Raw genomic sequence first — 21107 nt, 5'->3', positions numbered from 1 at the left:
TCTACCTCACTTTTCACTGCCGAATACCTCTAGTGCCCCTTTAATCCACTCTTCGCTGTTTTCGTTGTAGTGAAGCGAAGAAATCATTTGAAATATACTCATTTCGAGAGCTTTTTTTTCAGTACGAACTTCTTTGAGTTCGTTCCCAATGAACTTCATATCAATTTCTTCTTCCTCTTCAAATGTATCAACATATTTTGAAATATTAAGACTGAAATCATTTTTCTTGATTTCATCGAAATTTGCGACATAAGAGTACTTCTCAATAACTTTACGTTTTTTATAAATCTCTACGATTCGAGCAATGTGCTCTGTCGAAAGTTTGTTTTGGTTCTTCCCTTTTATGAAATCTTTACTCGCATCGATGAAGAACACGTCGCGAGTTTCACGGTTCTTCTTCAAAATGACGACAGTCGTAGGAATCGATGTCCCAAAGAACATGTTGCCTGGTAAACCGATGATTGTATCAATACTTCCATCCTCCAATAATTTCTTTCGGATGACTCCCTCTGCTGCTCCTCGGAATAAGATACCGTGGGGTAAGACGATTGCCATCGTTCCTGAGTCTTTTAAATGATAGAAACCATGAAGAAGAAAGGCAAAGTCTGCTTTTGTCTTTGGTGCCAGTTTGCCATAGCGGTTAAAGCGTGAGTCATCAAGGAACGTGTCATCTGCTGACCATTTAGCAGAGTATGGTGGGTTCATGAGGACCGAGTCAAACGTATACGGTTCATCTGTCGGCCAATCCTTGTTCAACGTGTCCCCATTACGCAAACGCATATCTTCACTGTCGACACCATGCAGAATCAAGTTCATCTTCGCTAAGTTGAACGTCGTCGTGTTCAGCTCTTGTCCATGATACTTCACGCTGCCCGGATAGTTGAGATAGTTCCGAACATTCAACATAAGTGACCCTGAGCCCATCGTTGGATCAAAGACACTGAAAAGTTTTTTGTCTTCTTGTCCAATGGTGACAATACGTGCCATCATGTCCGAGACCTCATGAGGTGTATAGAATTCTCCCGCCTTTTTCCCTGCTTCTGAAGCGAATTTACTGATTAGGAACTCGTATGCGTCTCCAATGACATCTCCCTCATGACCGACGAGATCGACATAAGCCAACTTCTTCAAGACTTCAGTGATAGTGATGTTTCGTTGCTGGTCATCTGAGCCGAGCTTCTTTGACTTCAAGTCAACATCATCAAACAAACCATTGAACTGCTCATATTTCGAAGTCAATTCTACAAATGCCTTGTTAAGATCGTTCAATTGGAAGGTATTTTGTTGTGCGTGATCTACCAAGACGTTAAAGAGGAACTCAGGTGCGATGTCATATCCGAGCGTGTCGACCAATGTCTCAATTAAATCATCCTTAATCTCATCATCCGACAACAGTTGTATGTAGAGTTCTGTCTGTTTCTTCTGCGTGTTAAAGTCTTCTAACGAAGCATCTGCGCTCACGACTACTTTCTCTAAGAGTTTATCTGAAAGATATTTATAGAAGATGAGGCCTAGTAAATAGTTTTTATATTCTGAAGCATCCATTTTGCTACGAAGGTTGTCCGCTGCGCTGAATAGTTTTTGATTCAATGATGACATGTTTATTTCTCCTATCTTATACTTGAAATTCATGAATAAAATAATATTCCACACTAAGATTATAGCGGTTTTGGAAGAAATTCAAAAACCATTATTTATCCACCATTTCATGTACACTGTGATTGCATTTATATTTAAAACGAACGTTAAAAAGACATCTTTGTCTGCCGATACACTTAAAAACGAAAAGGGCTTTAAATGGCTCTTTTCATTTTGGTCCCATTGTCCATTAACTCATCTTTTAATCAATGTATATTCTATCCGATATTTTATGAGAAAATGAACATTCACAAACGCGCCATCTACAATCCTCTTTTCAAGACTCTCCACGTCCTTGAAATTAAAAAAATTCTAACTTCAAGGACGATTTTTAGTGACACCATATTATCAACTCATTTAGTCGTTTTCATTGACACGATCACTCAACTTTAATATATTATAAGTAATCAACTAGCAGGCTGGACTGACCAGCCAACAACGGCCCCTTACCTTTCGGTAAGGGGCCGTTTATTTTATACTGTTCATATCGAAACTATAGTTATGGAGGACCTTGTTCATGTCGAAACCGGAAAAGATATTCAAATCCACGACCGACCAACTTGACATTCTGCAACGACGCGGTCTCGTCATCGATGACCCGATGTTCGCGGAGGAGGCACTGATTCGAACGAGTTATTATGAGATCATCAACGGCTACAAAGACCTTTTCATCGACGTGAACGTTGAAGAGGAACGCTTCCAAAGGGGGACGACGTTCTCAGAGATATACTATTTATATGAGCTGGACAACACCCTCCGTTTTGCCATGTTGTCGGCGACCCTGTCTGCGGAGAACCTTCTACGCTCTGTCATCGCCTACGTGCTCGCTGAAGAGCATGGGCATTCCGTCAAAGATTACCAACACAACCGGAACTTCCGACAGGGCAAGAAAATCATGCACGGCCGGGCAAAAGGAAAATTCGAGCGAGAGCTGCTGCTGCAAATTTTTTCTGAGGTCTATCATTCCACCCACCAACCCATGACCTATTACCGGGAGACCTATCAGGATATGCCACCTTGGATTCTGGTGAAGGGCCTGAGCTTCGGGAACCTACAATATCTGTTTAAACTGATGCTTCCTGAATCGAAGACTAAAGTCATCGCACGTGCGACAGGGATGAGCCCAGAGTTGATCAATGACCGCTTCAAACAATCTTTCTCAGAGACGTTTGACATACTGGTCGCTTTTCGGAACTGGGCGGCACATGGGGGACGTGTGTACAACCATCGCGTCCGCAGGAGGCTAAGCCATTCTCCTGTTCACGCCCGGTTCAATGTGACGCACTCCGCCTATCAGAAACACGGTCGGGGACGTGACGATATCCTAAGCTTTATCATCGCCTTGTCTTATCTTCGAGACCGTGGGATTGCGGAACGATTTATCCAATCAGTCACCTCAGAGATCAATGATTACGTGATCAGTTTCCCGAGGCACGAAGACATGCTTTTGAGTCAGATGAACCTCTCGATAGCACTGTATAAAGAGTGGCTACATAACTTATAGTCGGACAAACAAAACCGGGAAACTTCAATCTGAAGCTTCCCGGTTCATATTTCCAATCCCCGTCTTGATTACAATGAAGCGAACCGTTCCTATTCATCATCTTGACGTTTCTTCAAGGAATTTCGTATTTAAATCATCGATGTGACCGGTGTGAGAATCATTCAGGTGGTCTTCTAACTGGGCGAGCGACAAAATCCTCCCTTCCCGTTCAATATACTCGGCGATTCGGCGAGCAGGATTTTCTGCATCGTATCGTTTGAAATAGCGGTGTGAACCAATGATCAATAATTCTCGTTTCGTCCTCGACAGGGCTACGTTCAATCGGGCGGCATCTGAAAAGAAACTCGTCTTCTTTTTCGAGCGGGTCGTACAATAAAGAATCACCTCTGCCTCTTCACCTTGAAATCCATCTACAGTATCTACCTTGATACGCCCCTCCCGTAATTGAACACCCAATCGTGGGCACGACCTGACCATCTTGATAATCAGTCTCTTCTGGGCTCTGTAAGGGGTGATGACCCCGAACGTGTCTGAACCTTTCATGACCAACTTGTCTAAAATAGCCTTTACGACCGCTGCCTCCCTCTGGTTACTCAAGGGAGTCTCTTGTTCGAAATAATCTGGGTCGTCCCCTAAATCAAGCCATGTCATTTCGTGTGGGAAGTGTATCGGCTTCTTATGCATGGTGGATTCTCCGCTCAACAGATCATCCTCATAGAATAATGAACTAATCAGATGACCCAGTGAGGTAGGCATACGATATTGCGTACCCAAACGATTCTTGGCGTGTAGAGGTGTTTGTAAATATAGACGCTCGAACAAGCTCTTCTCAATCAACTCATCCTTGATATGGGGTTCCTCATTTGCGAGCAGACCATCCTGGTCTGTCAGTGACGGATGCATCGTCGGAGGTAGTTGGAGGTGGTCACCAATCAAGAGGGCTTTTCGTGCTCTGATCAAAGGGAGAAGCATCTCCCCGGGAAGGGCCCGTCCCGCCTCATCGACGATCACCAAATCGAATTGTAGACGATCTATCCCAATCTTTCTTCTCGCCAGGCCGACACAGGTGGCCCCAACAATCTGTTTAGATTGGAGAATGAGGGTGGCGATGGTCGCGGAGTCTTCTTTTTCCAATTCTTCACGCCAATCCATGAGCAGCGGTCTCAGGTTATCTGGAACGACTTTCTCTGCGATGCGTTGGCGGTACAGACGCTCGACCTCTTCGAAACTATAGGCGACGAGCTCACGCTGCATCTTACCTTCGTTCCCACAGCGAACCAGACCAGACGGATAATGATCGATGAAGTCCGTCAATACGTTATCCACGGCGACGTTAGATTGGGAGGTAATCAATATACGGTCATGAGGGTGGCGTTTCAGATGCTGTCGAACAATCTCTTGGATGACAGTGGTCTTCCCACTTCCAGGCGGTCCTTGAATCATGTACAAAGATTCTGCACCAAGTGCCATCTCCACGATTTCCCTTTGTCTCTTATTTGATGCTATGTGTGGGTTGAAATAATCAGCGTCCTCTAGTCGCACCGGTTCAATCTGTGGGATTTGCGAAGGATCCAATAACAACTCATGGATGACCGATGAGGCGACCTCTCCTTGTCTGAAGCTTCTGATGGCATGAAACTGTTGATGCTCCGCATAGCTGCGTCCCATATAGTACAATGCAAAATCGTCTAAATCACTCCTCAACATGACCTCATCCGGTTCGAGCAAAATGAGCATGTATTCCTCACGGACGATGGCCACTCGTTCACCATATCTGGGGTGGTCCATTATCATATATTGACGGTGACGGAATATGGCGTCCGGGCCGCCAAGAAAATTCTCGAGCTCTCGAGAGTGGGTGAAGCGTAGATTCACTTTTACACGTCTAATCGTCGGGTCGAAGGCCTGGTCAATCAGTTCCACCTGTTCTTTGTAAGGGCCTTTGCGGGCTATGGAGACGCTCAACCTCTCCATCAGGTCGGTCCACTTGTTGTAATACAATCGGGTCGCGATGGCCTTTTGGATGACCCTCTGTTTACGGAATTCCGATTCCAGGTAGAGGTGTAGATGGATGGTCGGTTCGGTCATGGAAGGGGTCGATTCGATCAATAACTCCCATTCCGATTCATCTCTGATGTGGAGCGTGAACTCACTTACGACGAAGACCTCTTCTGCACGAATAAGTTCTTCTATGGCCAACTCCTGATGAAATCGAAAATAGAGCGGCATCTGATTTTCATCCTTCACCAACTCTACCAGCAACCCCACATCCGTGGATAACTGCATCCGAAAATAGTTCGCATCTGAACAGGGGGCGACCTTCCATTCCCTGGAGGAGAACGAACCTTCCCTTTTCGACAGTTCATCCATGAATTCGACGGAAGACACCTTGTCAGGAACCGCCAGTGCGACCTCGTCCAGTTGTAGCAGGTTCAAGCTCCGTACGAACTGTTCCGTCACACGAGGACTCTTTTTACCATTGAAAAAATGATAATCCACAACGAGCGGATAGACGATAAGTTCCATCAACGGTTGAGGTCTGCCTCCCAAGGGCTGAATCAACTCTTGGTTCGGGAGAGTGAGTTCAATCCCGTGATAGGAGACGATAGACTCGTATCTCGTGTTCTTCACAACCTGTACGTTTAACCCTGAGGACTGGGCGTTCTCCAGATGCTCCTTGAAATATCCATGCCCGACCGATGCTGTCCATGTACCGCTATCCCTAAGTCCAATCAAACATAAAGGAACGATTTGGCCATCCTCATAATCTAATACACGATGACGATCACCGTCACTCAGGTCGATGGAAAAAGATAGCAATTCCGATTCAAAAATGTCACCTCCGAGCAACTCCTCTTTGGTCGCATAGAAGAGCCTACCTATGTATGGGTAATCGTTAGGTAACGTCAATTCGAACTCGAAAGGGGCGGCATGTCTTTTTTTGGCCCATTCCATCTTCCTTTCATACCGAGCGAGGTAATTCACGTAAGCGTTCATTTTAGCCAGCGCTTCTTCGAACTCATATAACATCTTCGCAATCGCGTGTGAACGCAGTTGATTGGTCTCGCCACGCTCATCTCTGCGGATGGCATATAGTTTATTTTTCTCATCCTTGAATTGTCGGATTTGTCTCTCAAACATCTCCCTACGCTCCTTTGCCGAGGAGATGAAATGATTGAACTTTGCTTGGCGTAGGGCCTCTGCTTTAATATATTCTTCTCTCTGGCGGAGTTCTCCACGCGCCTTCTTGAAGGATTCTTCGCGAGAAATCCCGGACCGCCTGAAAGATTCGACCATGAGATCGACTTCTTTTTGAAAACGTTCCACATCCCTCGCCTGCCGCTCTTGTTCCCTCTCGATGTCATCCCTAAGATTGCGGTGCTTCTCACGCTCGCGTTCCGAGGCCTCCCCGTTCAAGAAATCCGATACGGTGGACAATACGAACGTCCCTACGACAAGGGCCCCGACGAGTGCAGGTATCATTTAAGGAGCGAGACAAGCTTCTCGCGGATGTCCTGCATCTCTATCTTGATTTCAGTCTCCTGCTCTGGGCTCAGTGTATTTGATGCGAGTTGTGCGCGTAGGAAGCGATAGTCTTCTTCAAGCATCTCGATGCTTGATTTTGCCCTGTCTTGATTACGTATCTCTAACATTCTCGCCTCATGCTCCTTCTCGATTTTCAGTTGTTCATTATCTTGTTCCCGCATCTTTTGTTTGTGTTGATATTTGTCCTGCTTCGCATCAAGCTCTGCCTTCACGATGCTTTCATGAATCCTTGCCTCATTCTCTTTTAGTTGATTATCTAATTCACGTCTACTCGTCTTGTTCGACTCTTCGATTTCCATCATACGAGTCTTGGACTCCACCTTCACGACTTCATGTGCCTTCTTGGCTGCATAAACATTCGATATATTTCTGGAAATGTCGGCAGCCGCTTCTAATCCCTTTCCAATCACCTCAGGATTTTGCCAAGGCTTACCGGACGCCGCTCCCCCTACATTGGCGGGTAGGTCTTCTTTTTTTATCGGTAGGTTCGATGAACCTTTCGGCTCGTTACTTTTTGTCATATCTATTCCTCCTTGACGTTGATCACACCATGTTGATGGCGGCATTCTTATGCATCACCTGGAGCTGTCTGATGTCTTCCTCGAGTCTATTGACTTGATGCATCGTTTGCTGCGCGGTATCTCCGAATTGAGTGTCCAAGAGTTCTTTCCACCATTCCACATCATCTTGTAGGAGGCAAATCGCCTTCCCGACCAAGGATACTTGTTGCTGGACCATCTGTAACTGTTGGACAAACTCTTGCGTCCTGGCATTCAACCTGGCCTCTTCGACTCGAATCGACTTCATCCGTTGTTCTTCCAACTGTTGTTGCATCGTCTCGAGTGCACGTAAGCGTGTCGCTTGCTCTGCATCGATTCTCTCTTGGAATATTTTTCGTTTTTCTCGTAACTCCTCTTCGTTCTTACGATTGAGCATTTCACCCTCGAGTTGGGATTTGGCTAACAAGCTCTCCAGCTCCACAGTAATCTTTTTCAATTGACCATATTCATAGAGTGCGGACCCGAAGCGTACGACTTCGATGGCAAACTCGATTGTCTGATAAGGTACCCCCGCCGCCACTCTCCCATTACCTGCAAATCTACCTCCGAATTTAAGACCAGATTTCATGTTCCACCCCCCTGTTCACCTTGCTCTTCTAACCATGAGACAGGGATTCGTTTGACGGCATGAAATGAATCGTACTCTACTTCGAGCATTTCCGTATCATATCCTTCCTCGGCCAGCTTTGTTTCGAACCGCCTCAACAATTCTGAGGAACGGTCCGTCCCATGTACTCTGATCCCGTCCCCTAAACGTGTTGGTGGGGCATGCACAGAGAATGAACCGGTGACCTCATCGATGTACATACTTATTCGCCTATACTTTTCATATGTGTCTCTCTGCTCGAAGAGGCGGAGCGCCTCTTCGCTCAACCAATTCGGACGTTCCTTTCGGAAACGTTCGAGGTGCTCCCAATCATTCTCTTGAATATCATGGAGCACAGAAGGTTCTTTGAGGCGAATGGAATTGATTGGGTAATGAAGTTCGAAAAATGGTCCGTCAGATATGGTCGAGGAGGTCTCAAGAAGGAGAGAAGTGTCCACCACCTCTTCAAAGTACGTAGGTACGGCTCTCAGCAAGAATGGTCTGACTTTAGGTGTCGCATCCCTTTGAAACTCTAGTTTTAGAACAAGTTGTTCAGCTTCAAGTTGATCCATCACCTCTTCGGGTGGCATAGTCGATTGAATCAGGTCAAAGGTGTTGTAGGGATTCTCCCTTTGATACAGGGAAGGGGTGATTTTTCTTCTGCTCTCGGTAGATGACTCGAGCTGGTTTTCAAACATTACTCGTTCATGCTCGATGTCAAAGAAAATATTCCAACCGCCAGAATCCAATCGCTCCGAGACGATCAATCGTTCGTACAATCTCTCCCCTATCAGAGTCAGCGTGAAATCGTCACCTATTTCCTCAAGCATGCCTCTTCTAATCAGCCAATCTGCCTGTTCCCGGATGACCCCTTCGCTCAATTCGGTCACTTCTACAAGTTCCTTGGTCTTCACTCCTTGAGCGGCACCTTTAAGCAAAAGTCTCAAGACCGGTCCGAGCTCCGTTTTCAATGTCGAGGTGATTGAGATCCTCCCGAGAAACCCCTCTATTTCAATTTTTAAAGGTTCAGGTAACTGTCGAATCCACATAGCTTCACCTCATCGATTTACTAAATTACATCCATTTTACTTTTGTTTGAAGTACCAAACCATCGTTTCTATTAATATATGGTAAATAAATTTCTATATTTTAACTTTTTGAATGAATACTACATATTCATCGCTAAGTTATATAAAGTCTTAAAGTCCGAGGCGTGAATCCCTGCAAGATAATTTACCATGATAAATTTGTTACCCACCTTCTATGTCGCTATTGTTTTAAAATCAAAAAGAACGTTGCGCGAGTAAAGTTTATTGAGCTGATCTACACTATTAATCAACTAACTAAGATGTCTGGAGGCACATTTGAGACGAAGGGACGAGATGTAATGAACTGTGGAGAAGATATTATGGTATGGTCTTATTGGAGAGCGGTCATACGATACGGGCATGTGGGGAAAGGCAAAGAAATCAGTGTGGCACGATATCTGGTCATGCCTGACTATTTTATGATGGTCGATGTAATGACCGTCATCAACGAGATGCCAGGGACGAAAAAACGTGCAATGACCTCACTTCGAAAAATCGATTATACAGAGTATTTAGAAGGTCTCCGCGCAGAGAAGGAGAACTTCTTTCTACAAAGACTCTTCGAAGGGAAAGAAGCTCTTTAAAACAAGATAGTATGAGATTTTTTGTATACATTTCGACGTCGAAACGTATACAAATCTAATCAATCCTGAAGGACCGCATCGACAATACAGCTGACAGAGTGGTGAGAACAGAACAATGGATACACAAGAGACGAAGGTGACCTCATTCCGGGTGTCGCCTGATGTGAAACAACGTATACAGGGCTTGATGGAGGAGCGACAGCTCTCGACAAATCAATTGTTCGAGGAGCTTTTGCAATTGGCCGACAAAGATTCCCCTGACCCGGTCATCGCCGAGGAGGACGCCGTATTGGAGGCGACCCTCTCGCAGGTGCGGGCTCTATTCCATGAACGGGCGACCCGTATCGAGGCGCAGATTCGAGAGAACAATCGAATCAAATCCAAACACCTCACGGCGGTGAACGAGCTCGAGCAGGGCATCCTCGAGGAAAAGGACCGTCTCGAAATGGCGCATGAGGAGAACTTGTCTGCACTCGAAATAGAGAGGCGGAATCTCGAAGAGCGACTCGAAATCGCACTACAGGAGAATGGCGAGCTGGCTTCCACCTTGGAGGCGGAACGCACGGCATCCAAGGTGGTCACGAAAGGTCTGAAGCGAGAGGTGTTCGATTTAGAAGGAAAACTCAAGAGACTCGAGGACGAACGCTCCCAGCTTTACCGTCAGAACCAGAGCCTGGTCGACATGGTCGAAGATCTGAAAGGGCGCATACGACGCTCGGATCAATTAGAAGAGGAGAACCAAAGACTCCATCTCGAGGTACAGATTCTGCGTCGCGAGAAGGAAGCCTTTGAGAGTCGACTTGACGAGCAGGTCGAGCTCGCCATCCTGCGAGAACGGAACAAGAGTCACGAAGCATTCGATGAATGAAAAAAGGCACCACCGGGTAAATTGACTCACCCAGTTGGTGCCTTTTGATATATCTCAAAACTTGAACCGATATAATCCTTTAGCCGTTATCAAGACTCGCTTGATTCGTCTCGACAGAGACATCATCAACATCGCTTCATCTAGAAAAATGAGTGTCACACCTTTCTAGCTGACTCCCTGCACATCTTCTCATAGGGACAGTACTTACAATGTGGCCCCGGGGTGGCAGTGATTGATTGTTCAAGACCAGTCCCATCAAACACGTTCCGTCCCCTTGACGGTGTCCCGAACAAGGTGACTTCCGTTCGCGGGATGACATACCTCACCTGACCAAGATGAAAATTTTTCCCCTTCGGACTTGATGGATGTTCATCCCAATAGAGATGATGTTTAGCAGTCCACATCTTTTTTTTCGTTTCAGAGAGGTGAGGGAAGAGTGAACTGACACGACGATCCCAGCGTGCCTCCCTCTCCCTGTCCCCGCATCTGCCCAACAAGAGAAGATTTTGGAATACGAAACCCTCGTGGAACTCGCTCTCGAAAACGGGGCGTTCATCGAACAGATAACTGTAGGCCGCACGTTTCTTACAATATTCATACGTTCTTTTGACCGCTCCCACGAAGACTCGGTCATTGGATGTCAGGGTAATTTTCACAGGGGAAGCGACTTCTTGACCTTCCGTCTCGTCAGATTCATCCTTATCGTCTATGGAATCCGGAGGGGCCTCGGTGAGTCCCATCAGGTCAAGATAGAACGAGGGTGCGAGCGCCTTGTCCTTCTCAAACTCTTGGATGAACGAGAATTTCAGATGGACACCGTTGCACATAAGAAGATATAGAAGATAACATGCGATTTCGAACTCGAGGTCTTTTCGAACCTTCAGTTGTGATAGCGCGACATTCGTCTCAAAGAGATACTGTGTCCGCTCAGGTTTCAGCGGCCAAAGACTCATCGACTGCGTATATGGGAATGATTTCTGATCCATCACACAGAAGTGGATTTGGCGCTTCTGAGAGAACTGCAACCCGTCACTGTTGAGCATCGCTTTGACGAGATCCCCCTTCTGACCTTGTTCACGTCCGTTGACCTCAGATTCATATTCATCTTCTTCTGGTCTTCCAGCCAAGAAGAACTCGAGTCCCCTCACAAGGTCACGTCGGTCCACTGCCTCCAAAGGACTATCCTGTAGCTCTTTTAGAGAATCCCTCACTTCCTCCGCGATTCTTTTATCCGCCGCATTTTGAAGACCGGGCATGATTTCACCAGTGATATGATCATCCAGTACCTCAACGTAGTCTTTGATGTTCGCACGCTCATCTTTGAACAATTTTTGATAGAGTTCCCGGATGACCTGTAAACCTTTCTTGATCGCCTCGATTTCCTCGATGCTCACATTCAGATGGCTTATCATCTCGTGGGGACGTGCGTATAGTCTATGGTCCAAATCACCATCAAACTCACTATGTTTTGCCCGTAATCTTTGTTCTATATCCTCTTTGATTGAAATCAACTCGTCCAACTTTCGAGTCCATCCATCAAACTCTTTTTCTCGTTCGAGTAACCTCGATACCCTGATTAACGGTCTCAAGTAACATGTCGCCTGGACACCATCGATGAGGAGGAATCCTGATTGGAAGATACGCTGGATCCGTTCGATGGAGAGGTTCTCGGAACTTATATACGAATCAGACCTTGTGTCATATCGACCATTGTTCAGCCTGTGGATATCAAGCAAGAAACGTCCGAACGGGTAACGGGACAACTGCTGCCTCCCCATCTCGTCCAGGTCAGACATGTATCCCCGTATCTTATGGGCTTTCGGTGAAACCAGATGATGTGTATCTCTTCTCGCGTACTCCTTGAATTGATAGAGGTTCTTGAAACGATAGACCTCACCCTTGCTCTCCTCTCCCTCCTCGAACCTTCCGTTCAATGCCTCGAGATAGCGCTTGGCGTGCATGTTGACCGGATACGGGATATCCAACGCCTTCTCACTTGGTGTGTTCGAGAAATCAAGGAATCGCTCGATGGGTTCGAAGCCACGCTTGAAGCCGTCGACGTGATTCACTACGTGGATTACCTCGACCTCTCGGCTTAGCATGTCAAAGATTTTTTTCTGTATCGGTAGGAGGAAGTAAAATCCATGGAGAACGATTTTTTTCTGTTGCGCGAATCTTCGTTCCACGAGACCCCTTAAGTCTGAATCACCGCCGAGTCCCACCCCTGACCCACCATGGAGGATATGGGGATGCGTCTTGCCCCTCTCCGTCAAAGCCTCTTCGAGCAGGTCTGTGAAACATCCGATGATGTCCTCATCGAACCTCGTCATCCAATCATCAAACTTTTTGAACGCACCGGATGTCTCCATCGCACCATAGAGCCTTACGAAGGTCTTTTCCTCCATCGAAACCTGGTCTCTGGGAAAGGAAAGATTGTCCGATTGGACACCAGCTTCCCTTAGCGTCCTCATGGTCGACAAGAGCTGGCCTTGATTCTTGTCGACGGCGCTGTGGATATCAAGATGTTCGACATGCCCCTGTTCAACATGCAGACGCAATGCCTCAGAGAGGAGAACGAACTGATGAAGCTCCGTGCCAGGGCGATACCAACCTCCCCCCATCACCCTTGACAGATCCGCAAAAGAAATCACAGGGTTATGAAACCAGCGGAACAATTCATTGCTACTCTCTTCCATGCCATCCCTCAAGGAATTCGTTGCCGTGATGTGGATGGCATCTCGATAAGGACCGAACCGAGATGCCGGATGCATCAGCTGTTCAGGCGTCTCATAGGTCATGACTTTATAGCCCATCTTCGCGTCCTCCCATCCGTAAAAGGTCTCCCCAGGTACGTGGGGGATCATTTTCCTTCGCCTTGTCGTATTCATAGACAAATATTCTGGATATCGCTCTCGTCATGGCCACATAGAGCAGTCTGCATTCTTCTTTGATTTGTTCCTCGTCCTCCTCTTTCTTGAGCAAAAAATAGTTCTCCGTCATAAAGTCTATTTTTGCAGCCTGGTCGACGAATCGCCAACCATACTCGATGTCACCCGTCTCGTCGGCAAAGACGATGATATCACTCCCGTCACCGTAGCTCCCTTTCACCATGTTTTTCGAGGTGTAGGGAATCATGACCGTGTCGAACTGTAGTCCTTTCGAACGGTGTACCGTCAGCACCCTTACGATGTTCCCTTCGAAACTCCAGTCCTCGATGTCGGCCTCGTCGTCCTCCCGATTGGTGGAGACTTGGATATCCAGCCAGTTGTAGAGTTTCAAGATGTCCAAGGGTTCGTCTGCGAACTTCTCGTGGGCCAGCAACAAGATTTTTTGTAGGTTCAGCTCGTACTTCTTCACCTCGGCCTCTGGAACACCCGCACCACGTAAGTTTTCCAAGTGCCGGGAGTTCTCGAGGAAATGGTCGATGACGGGCAGGAGGGGGTGGTGCTTCATTTTCACCTGTGCCTCAGACCATATGTTGTCCAAATAGACAACATGTTCTTCTGCCACGATTCTCTCCTGCCCATCCTCCACCCCTACTCTTCTAACCCTGACCGGATCGGACGGAAACGAGAAGGCGGTCCCATCGAGCGAGAAAATCAACTTCTTGTCCTTAGGAAAAATCCAAGACCCCAACAGAATCAGTAGGTCTTTGGCGGCTTCTGAAAGGAAGAGCGTCCCATCCATCCTCACCTCATAATTCTTTATACTGCCGTCTTGCCTCAACTTCTTCCCGATTTCTTCGGCCTGGGAGTTCTCGCGTACGAGTATCGCCAGCACCGAATTCTCAGGGAGCTCGTCATATCGCGACTTGATTTCATCCATGTCGACACTTCCATCTTTCAATGTGAAGAACGCATCCCCTCGGTCCTCGACCATCTTCCGCGAAAACATCGCCCCATCGTCCCCCGGCAACAGTCCACAAGAGCGCCATGCGACAAAATGATTTTCCATCATCTCTACGAGCCGCTTCGATGAACGGAAGTTCTCGTCGAGTTGATATCTCGTCTGTGGTCGCGCCCCTTTGTTCGCCAGAGTGGATTGCAGGACAGTGAAGGCTGAAGAGTCCGCCCCACGGAATCTATAGATCCCTTGTTTGACATCCCCCACCACAATGAGTCGAATATCCGTCGAAGCGACAAGATTCGCGATGAACGATATTTGAGAGATGTCTGTGTCTTGGAACTCGTCGACAAGAAGATACTTGTATCGTTCTGACATCTCAAAGAGAGGTGCGTCGACTGCAACGAGTCGCTTTAGGTACCGGGTCAAATCAGAAACCCCGAGGATATCTGAAACCTTCTTGAGCTCGTCGAGCCTCTTATCGGAATCGATGACAGTGGCGACGAACGAACTGATGAGCTCATTTTTAGGTGAGTCCATCCTTTCAAGTTCCTCATGAATGAGACCTTTCTGTTCAAATTTGTCCCATAGCTTCTCGACAAACTCACGGACGCGATAATACCACAGTCCCGAGAAGACATCTTGGATATTGGTACCACGGAACTTCTCGTCTATCACCTCATCGATGAGCATCCTCCTCTCCATGGTCATTCCACTGATTCTCACGTTCGAGCCCAGACCGATATGCTGTCCATATTGGTTCAAGATATTTTTCGCGAATGAGGGAATCGTCAAGATGTCCATCTTGCGCAACTCGTTCAAGTGTTTCAAGAACCTTGTGTCACCGGTCTGCCTTGTCAGTCGGACGAGTTCTTTGGCAAGTGCCGCCTCCATATTGTTGACCGCCTCGTTCGTGAAGGTGATCATGGCAACCTCTCCCAGGTGTTTGATTGCACCGGTATTTAGAAGAAACAAGATTCTCGCGATGAGTGTCGTCGTCTTCCCGCTCCCCGCACCCGCATTGATGGTGATGCTCTCGTCGATGTCCGCGTGTTCCACCACATATTGGTCGTAGTTGAACCGGTTCGCCAGATGACCGTGCTCCTTGAGATAGCTCGCATATCTTTGGTGGCCAACACCATCATTGATAGTGAACGGGGTGATGCCCGAGATGTTCACAGGGATGTGATAGACCTTGATTCCTCGTATCCTCATCGAGTCGATGACCGAGGGTGATACGTCTCCTCCGAAGACGATTGAGTGACGCGGTGCATTCGTTCGGTCGGTCTCTTGTATAGCGTGTTCTTCTTCATGAAGGGCGTACCGGTCCACCCCCTTCTCGGGGACGAGGTCCATTTCTATCCCTGCCTCATGCCCTTGCATGATTCCAAAGATTTCATAGGCGTCCTCCTCTTCGTATAGCGACAACGCTTTTCCTTCAGCATCCTTCCAGTTCTTCCTCGACTTCAAACGAAAGAGATGTATCGGGTAGGAGGTGAAAGATTCGATTCGTTTTAATGACAGTCTCTTGGTCCTTTCATATGCGGCGTCACCCGAGAATAGTTGAAGACCCATGGAGAAATCTCCGGACCCCAGCAAGATGTCACTTTTCATGAACACGTCATGGGTAAGGCTCATCTCGACCGAGTCGAAGATTCCCGTCTCCTGCAAAATGAAATAGAAGTGTATGTCTGTCAATAGCGCCTTGTAGGCGAGATTGGCCTGACTCTTTGCCGATTCACGGTTCGATCCGGGAAAGTAATCGCCGACGAACTTTTCCTCGAACTCCGTACAGCGAGGTAGACTCCGCTTCTCCAGAATCATCTCATATAGTACCGTGGTGAAAAGGGGCGCGCTACGATTCTTCGTCCCCTGCTGCACGTAGGGATGTCTGTATCGAACATAATCGGTCGTCAACATATGTTCTATCTCTGTGGAGCCCTCGATGTAATTCAAGACTTCTTTCATATCTATCATACCGAGCACCTCCCTATTATTTGATATCGTCAAATGATATATGGCTCATCGATACCTTTCGACATCGAGACTCGCCATCCTTCCAAAATAACGCACATAATATAGGAGGGTATGGTCACACCCATGCCCTCCTCCAATGTCACCGGTTCAGTCACGTCATTCCCCCGGTCCCCCTCGTCGAGAAGCTTGGTCCTCGACCCGGGACTCCTCAATCAATCTCTCCACATATAGTTCCTCCATGATTTCATGCAACACACCGAGTTGACTAAATCTCTTGTTCGAGACGATCTCAAAAAAAGAGACCAGATACCGCACGAAGACAAACAGAATCAATGTGCTGAAGACAAACAAGAACTTGAGGGTCGCTTGCAGCTCTGCAGTGGAGTTCAAGATAGAAATCGATGATGATATGAACACGGTCAGGTACACCGCGTCCAATGAATACCTATTCTCATGTGGGGCAACACGCTTTGCGACTAAATCTGCCAACTCCCTGATATGGATCGATCGATGGATGTGATAGTCGTGTTCGAGGACACCGCTCACAACACCCTTCATCCGCTTGAATCGCTCGACTCTCGCTTGTTTGAGTTTTCTATCAGACATGTCATTGTAGTATCTCATCATGTAAGATGTCATCACGATTGCGATGCACCACAGACTGAGAGCTATCATGCTCTCTACCATTCGAGGAACGATGGCAGGGAATGCCAGGACCGAGAGGTTCAATAGAATCGAGAGGACGAACATTCGCATCGAGGGTATCCTCTTAAAGATACCCCCTTCCTCTTTTTGCTCAAGCTCCAAACGTTTTAGATAGTAATCAATCAGTTTTTGAACCATCTCTCATCCTCCATCCTACTGTAGGTACCTCGACCCTGAACATCAGTATTCGACCATGGTGGTGATTTTTTTTGAATCAAGATAATGATCCATCTCACCTTCAACGAATGCTTCTACGTCCTGAATGTCGCGAAGCATCGGACCGAACGCCAAGGAGCTTAGGATTTCAGGCCGTCGGATGATCCTGCTGTCCAATATTGCGACCACACCCATGTCTTCCTCTGATCGGATGAGCCGACCGGTTCCTTGCTTCAGTTTAATCATCATCTCATCTTCGACAGTCCCAGGTATCAAAGTGGTCTTATGTTGAATCACAGGGTCAGGTACCGGATATGGCAATCTAACGACAATGAGACAGGAGAGCGCATTCCCTTTGATATTAACGCCCTCCCAGAAGGATCCCGTCGCGAGGAGGACCTTGCCGCCCCCGTCCGTGAACTCTTTTTGGAGCGTTCGGACAGACTTTGTTCCGTCTTGTCTCATCAAAGTCCACGCCGCGTCTTGGCTCTTTTCCTGTAGCAACAGGTCGACCTGGTCGAGTTGGCGTTTCGAGGTGAACAACACCAAAGTCTTGCCTTCGAACACATCGGCCAGCCGTTTGATTTCTGAGGCGATCGACTCGATTGACTCATCCGTTCTCACGTCGATTTCCTCCCTTGGCACATAAAGACGTGTATTGCTCTTATAGTCATATGGGGAGGGTTGTGGATCACTGTATTCGGTGCGCACGGGCAGACCTAGCGTCCTCCTTTGATACCCATAATATTTTTTCAAATCCGTCGTCTTGTCTCCCGTACCAAGCGTGGCAGATGTCAAAATCACCGAGTTCCCTCGTCCGAACAACAATTTCTGTATGAACTTATCGATGTTTTTCGGAGCGCTGCAGAGGAACAAGCCTCTCCGACTGAATTCTCGCTCATAGACCGCCCAGTACACTGATCGTTCCGTCAACAACGAATCCAAATATGTATGGAATGTCTCGGCGAGCGTGACCGTCTCCTCATACAGGTCCTCTCTCGAATCGTCATAATCGTGATAAGTCAGCGCCTCCAGGAGTGCACCTAGATTAATAAGAACCTTATTCATCATTTCCCGTGTACCGTGCACGACATCCGCGATATCGAGCCGGTTATCGAGCACATATTCTGCCTCTCTGCCGTACTTCGAGGAAAGGTAGGTATAGAATGTATCGAACAGGTCGAGCAGGTCTCGTTCGAGTGACACGATGTCAAATCGCTTCAACCGGACATCTTCGACAAGTCGTCTCAGCTTTTTGACGTCATGATGGCTCAATTTCGTATTCAGCGCGTCCCTCACGACGTCCTCGAACTTATGAGCCTCGTCTATGACGGTGGCGTGCCCTTCCTCGATGAGTCCTTTGCGACCGGAGAGCTTCTGCCTCAGGTCTTCGACGAGCAGGTTATGGTTCACGATGAGACAATCTACCGAGGACCCTCCTCGTCCCGCGAGGCGTTGTCTCATGGTGTAGAATTCACATGCATGTCTGAGCTCACATCGGTTGAACAGGCAGGACTCCACCTGTAGGCCCCTCTTCTCAGAAGGAGTCAATTCTTCCCCGCCCCAGGCCTCTTGCAACGCCCCGATACTTGAAAAGTCTTTCTTGAAACGACTCGAACCGGACTCATATCTCTTGAAGCAAGAATAGTTGGTGCGCCCCTTCCCTACCGTGTAGGTAAATGGCTTCGAAAGGATTTGACCTACCTTCTCTACGTCCGAGACGAGTTGCTCAGTCAGTTGTATAGAGGACGAAGAGACGATGAGGGGCTTCCCGGTCTGCCAGCTCCGGATCAGTCCAGGCATGAGATAGGCGAAGGACTTGCCGATCCCGACCCCCGCCTCCGCGATGAGCACCTGGTTCTCTTCCATCGCCTGGGCGATGTCCAACATCAGATTCTCTTGTCCCTCGCGTGGGGTCAATCCGTGCTCCGTCATCGAATCGATGCCATTGAATACTTGATTGATAAATTTGATAATGATCACTCCTTGAAACATATGTTCTCGTTTATTTTATCACCGTCTTGACTCTTGATCAACCATTCTCAGGAAGAAGATGTATATTCATCATGTATCATACACTCTATAAATATTGATAAATAGGGACTCCTAACCACCTGGATAAAAATATGACATCCTTTAGGAAAGGAAACGACCTATAATGAATAAGAGAAACTTCCATCTTCGTACCGAGACCTATCACAAGGTCCTGAGAAGGAGGAGAAAAGTATTTTTGGGAGGAGTCATTATGGATACGGTCAGTTTTAAAGATTTACCTATGTCAAACCTAGTTCCTGAACGAGTGTACCTTTCTGGTGACACAGGAAATTATACGAGAGATGAACCGATTCAAAGGATTTTCAAATTCGATGGATACAGGGGAATCGGTAACATGGGTGGGATTCGCCGTACCATGTTACATCCTAGCAACGGGTCATCTGAAGAAGAGGCGTTCATTGTACTCGTGAACAGTGGCGCACAGCTGAATTGGCCAAACGTCTATGATACAGCTAGCGGTATTCTGACTTATCACGGGGACAATCAAAAACCTGGCAGAGACCATCTCTCCACGAAACAAGCAGGAAACAAGGCGTTCATCAAATATTTCAGAAGATCATACGAGGGATTTGGTGAACATATCGTGCCATTCTTTTACTTTGAGAAACTTCCTGACGGGAGCGTCAAATACATCGGCTTGGCCGTACCTTACGTCGAGGGACTAGACGCTTCAGAGGCCTTGACTTTGGAGAGATTCAATGAGAATCAGACAGGGGAGGATTTTGAGAACCTGGTCGGGCGATTCACCGTTTTGAGGACGACCGTCACCAGGGAGTGGTTGCTCGACTTGAAGCATGGGAAGATTGATTCTGAAAATGCGCCTGTGGAGTGGCTCCGCTTCCTGGCCGAACGAGCATTTGACCCACATGTCGAACCGTTTCAGGTACAAAGTCTCAACCGCAACAAGAAAAAGGTGAAGATGGAGAGTATCGGTTATCGCATGGCATCTTTCCGAAAAACACAGGGAAGATTCAGACGGGAACTCCTGAAAAGAAACGATTGCTGTGAACTGTGTGGTATGGCGGTCGAGCCCCTCTTGGTCGCGAGTCATATCATCCCATGGTCGGTCGCCGACGAACATCAACGGCAAGACCCCGACAATGGGCTCCTTCTCTGCGTCACCCACGACGCATTGTTCGACAAAGGATTCATCACGTTCGAGGACGATGGGAGGATTCTGATTTCAGAGATGTTCCCTCGCCAGGAATGGCAGAGGTTGTCGATAGACGAGATGATGCATCTCTCACATATACCGAGAAACAAGGCATACATGCACCTTCATCGGGCGAACATCTTTAAAACCTCTTCAAGATGAACACATCTGTTCGACTCTAGGAAAATTATTCAGGAGGATTCGTCCATGCCGTTCGCAGATGACATTCTATACATGAAAAATCTTTATACGAAGATGCCGGTCCAAGAGGTCCATGGGAACACATACTCCTTGGAGGAACATGTCCCGGGCCTACAACTGCGATATCCTGGAGCGTTACGCGGTGGCAAGACCGGTGATTATTGCCTCTATCTGAACGATTTCGCCCCCTCGCATACACACGTGGTCCGTGCGGTCCATACGTATTGCGAGATATCGGGACACGACGGGGCCGAGTCGATGCTCTGTTTTCTAGAGGATTTGGCTACAAATGGACTGACCGGGACTGTGGACCTTCCTTCCCCGTTCGAAATCGCAGGACACAGGTTGGAGGGTCGACAGACCAGGGTGCTCCTCTACTGGTTGATCTTGCAGGAGGACATCAATTATCCGAGTCCTCGACACATGGGTGTCCGGATGCCGTTCGTCCGATACACCGAGGCCGTCATCTCTTCGATACTCCCTGATCTTCTCGACATCGAGACCGTCGTCGCGAGGACGGCCGCCAGGGGCGGGAGACCTGCACCCAGGTTCGCACACACTTCCCTGTCTCCCCGTTTCCTACGAACGTTCGATGTCATCGAGAACATGAGGCGCTCTGTCGTCTGATGAAAAGAAGTCGCCG

General features: G+C 47.7%; 14 protein-coding genes. 5 read left to right on the top strand and 9 right to left on the bottom strand.

Annotated features, from left to right (window positions below; translation table 11 throughout):
• Positions 1-6 precede the first annotated feature (6 nt).
• Complete coding sequence (locus KNP78_RS10045) at positions 7-1599, bottom strand: type I restriction-modification system subunit M (RefSeq protein WP_214823994.1); 1593 nt, start codon at positions 1597-1599, stop codon at positions 7-9.
• A 556-nt stretch (positions 1600-2155) separates the two neighbouring features.
• Between KNP78_RS10045 and KNP78_RS10040 the strand changes: the two genes are divergently transcribed.
• Positions 2156-3142, top strand: coding sequence for an Abi family protein (locus tag KNP78_RS10040; protein ID WP_214823992.1), 987 nt, complete (start codon positions 2156-2158; stop codon positions 3140-3142).
• A 96-nt stretch (positions 3143-3238) separates the two neighbouring features.
• On the opposite strand, the gene KNP78_RS10035 is transcribed toward KNP78_RS10040, so the two are convergent.
• From KNP78_RS10035 to KNP78_RS10020, 4 genes are read right to left on the bottom strand one after another with little or no spacing between them, the layout of a single operon-like run.
• A complete protein-coding gene (locus KNP78_RS10035; protein ID WP_214823990.1) occupies positions 3239-6580 on the bottom strand; it encodes a DEAD/DEAH box helicase in 3342 nt (1113 codons plus the stop codon).
• A 41-nt stretch (positions 6581-6621) separates the two neighbouring features.
• Entirely contained in the window at positions 6622-7209 is a 588-nt protein-coding gene (locus KNP78_RS10030; protein WP_214823988.1) for a hypothetical protein, read from the bottom strand.
• A 22-nt stretch (positions 7210-7231) separates the two neighbouring features.
• Complete coding sequence (locus KNP78_RS10025; RefSeq protein WP_214823986.1) at positions 7232-7768, bottom strand: hypothetical protein; 537 nt, start codon at positions 7766-7768, stop codon at positions 7232-7234.
• 44 nt (positions 7769-7812) lie between these two features.
• Positions 7813-8883 (bottom strand): hypothetical protein, encoded by a 1071-nt coding sequence (locus KNP78_RS10020; protein WP_214823984.1) that lies wholly within the window; start codon positions 8881-8883, stop codon positions 7813-7815.
• A gap of 338 nt (positions 8884-9221) precedes the next feature.
• On the opposite strand from KNP78_RS10020, the gene KNP78_RS10015 reads away from it, so the two are divergent.
• Positions 9222-9506 (top strand): hypothetical protein, encoded by a 285-nt coding sequence (locus tag KNP78_RS10015; protein WP_251128524.1) that lies wholly within the window; start codon positions 9222-9224, stop codon positions 9504-9506.
• 163 nt (positions 9507-9669) lie between these two features.
• Positions 9670-10374 carry a hypothetical protein gene (locus KNP78_RS10010; protein ID WP_214823981.1) on the top strand — a complete coding sequence of 235 codons (705 nt, stop codon included), beginning with the start codon at positions 9670-9672 and terminating at the stop codon, positions 10372-10374.
• 155 nt (positions 10375-10529) lie between these two features.
• On the opposite strand, the gene KNP78_RS10005 is transcribed toward KNP78_RS10010, so the two are convergent.
• The 4 genes from KNP78_RS10005 to KNP78_RS09990 all read right to left on the bottom strand — a co-directional run bounded on the left by KNP78_RS10005 (position 10530) and on the right by KNP78_RS09990 (position 18942).
• Positions 10530-13187, bottom strand: a complete 2658-nt coding sequence (locus KNP78_RS10005) for a hypothetical protein (RefSeq protein ID WP_214823979.1) — start codon at positions 13185-13187, stop codon at positions 10530-10532.
• The gene (locus KNP78_RS10000; protein ID WP_214823971.1) at positions 13177-16194 is read right to left on the bottom strand and encodes a UvrD-helicase domain-containing protein; all 3018 of its coding nucleotides are present in this window, start codon (positions 16192-16194) and stop codon (positions 13177-13179) included. Before KNP78_RS10000 ends, KNP78_RS10005 begins: the two co-directional genes overlap by 11 nt.
• A 156-nt stretch (positions 16195-16350) precedes the next feature.
• Positions 16351-17037: a hypothetical protein gene (locus KNP78_RS09995; protein ID WP_214823969.1), complete on the bottom strand. Its 687-nt coding sequence runs from the start codon at positions 17035-17037 to the stop codon at positions 16351-16353.
• 42 nt (positions 17038-17079) lie between these two features.
• Positions 17080-18942 carry an ATP-dependent DNA helicase gene (locus tag KNP78_RS09990; RefSeq protein WP_214823967.1) on the bottom strand — a complete coding sequence of 621 codons (1863 nt, stop codon included), beginning with the start codon at positions 18940-18942 and terminating at the stop codon, positions 17080-17082.
• 358 nt (positions 18943-19300) lie between these two features.
• Between KNP78_RS09990 and KNP78_RS09985 the strand changes: the two genes are divergently transcribed.
• Positions 19301-20425, top strand: coding sequence for an HNH endonuclease (locus KNP78_RS09985; protein WP_214823965.1), 1125 nt, complete (start codon positions 19301-19303; stop codon positions 20423-20425).
• A 45-nt stretch (positions 20426-20470) separates the two neighbouring features.
• Positions 20471-21091: a hypothetical protein gene (locus KNP78_RS09980; protein WP_214823963.1), complete on the top strand. Its 621-nt coding sequence runs from the start codon at positions 20471-20473 to the stop codon at positions 21089-21091.
• The last annotated feature ends 16 nt before the right edge of the window (positions 21092-21107 follow it).

Source organism: Exiguobacterium sp. s28 (genome assembly GCF_018618135.1).
Lineage (GTDB): Bacteria > Bacillota > Bacilli > Exiguobacteriales > Exiguobacteriaceae > Exiguobacterium > Exiguobacterium mexicanum_A.
The sequence above is the reverse complement of the archived record's forward strand: the minus strand, read 5'-3'. Positions and strand labels throughout refer to the sequence as shown.

Excerpts from the sequence above, each read along its gene's own strand:
- KNP78_RS09985 (WP_214823965.1), top strand. The coding sequence starts at position 19,301 with ATGGATACGGTCAGTTTTAAAGATTTACCTATGTCAAACCTAGTTCCT.
- KNP78_RS10020 (WP_214823984.1), bottom strand. The coding sequence starts at position 8,883 with ATGTGGATTCGACAGTTACCTGAACCTTTAAAAATTGAAATAGAGGGG.
- KNP78_RS10000 (WP_214823971.1), bottom strand. The coding sequence starts at position 16,194 with ATGATAGATATGAAAGAAGTCTTGAATTACATCGAGGGCTCCACAGAG.
- KNP78_RS10030 (WP_214823988.1), bottom strand. The coding sequence starts at position 7,209 with ATGACAAAAAGTAACGAGCCGAAAGGTTCATCGAACCTACCGATAAAA.
- KNP78_RS09980 (WP_214823963.1), top strand. The coding sequence starts at position 20,471 with ATGCCGTTCGCAGATGACATTCTATACATGAAAAATCTTTATACGAAG.
- KNP78_RS10015 (WP_251128524.1), top strand. The coding sequence starts at position 9,222 with ATGAACTGTGGAGAAGATATTATGGTATGGTCTTATTGGAGAGCGGTC.
- KNP78_RS09995 (WP_214823969.1), bottom strand. The coding sequence starts at position 17,037 with ATGGTTCAAAAACTGATTGATTACTATCTAAAACGTTTGGAGCTTGAG.
- KNP78_RS10045 (WP_214823994.1), bottom strand. The coding sequence starts at position 1,599 with ATGTCATCATTGAATCAAAAACTATTCAGCGCAGCGGACAACCTTCGT.
- KNP78_RS10040 (WP_214823992.1), top strand. The coding sequence starts at position 2,156 with ATGTCGAAACCGGAAAAGATATTCAAATCCACGACCGACCAACTTGAC.
- KNP78_RS10005 (WP_214823979.1), bottom strand. The coding sequence starts at position 13,187 with ATGGGCTATAAAGTCATGACCTATGAGACGCCTGAACAGCTGATGCAT.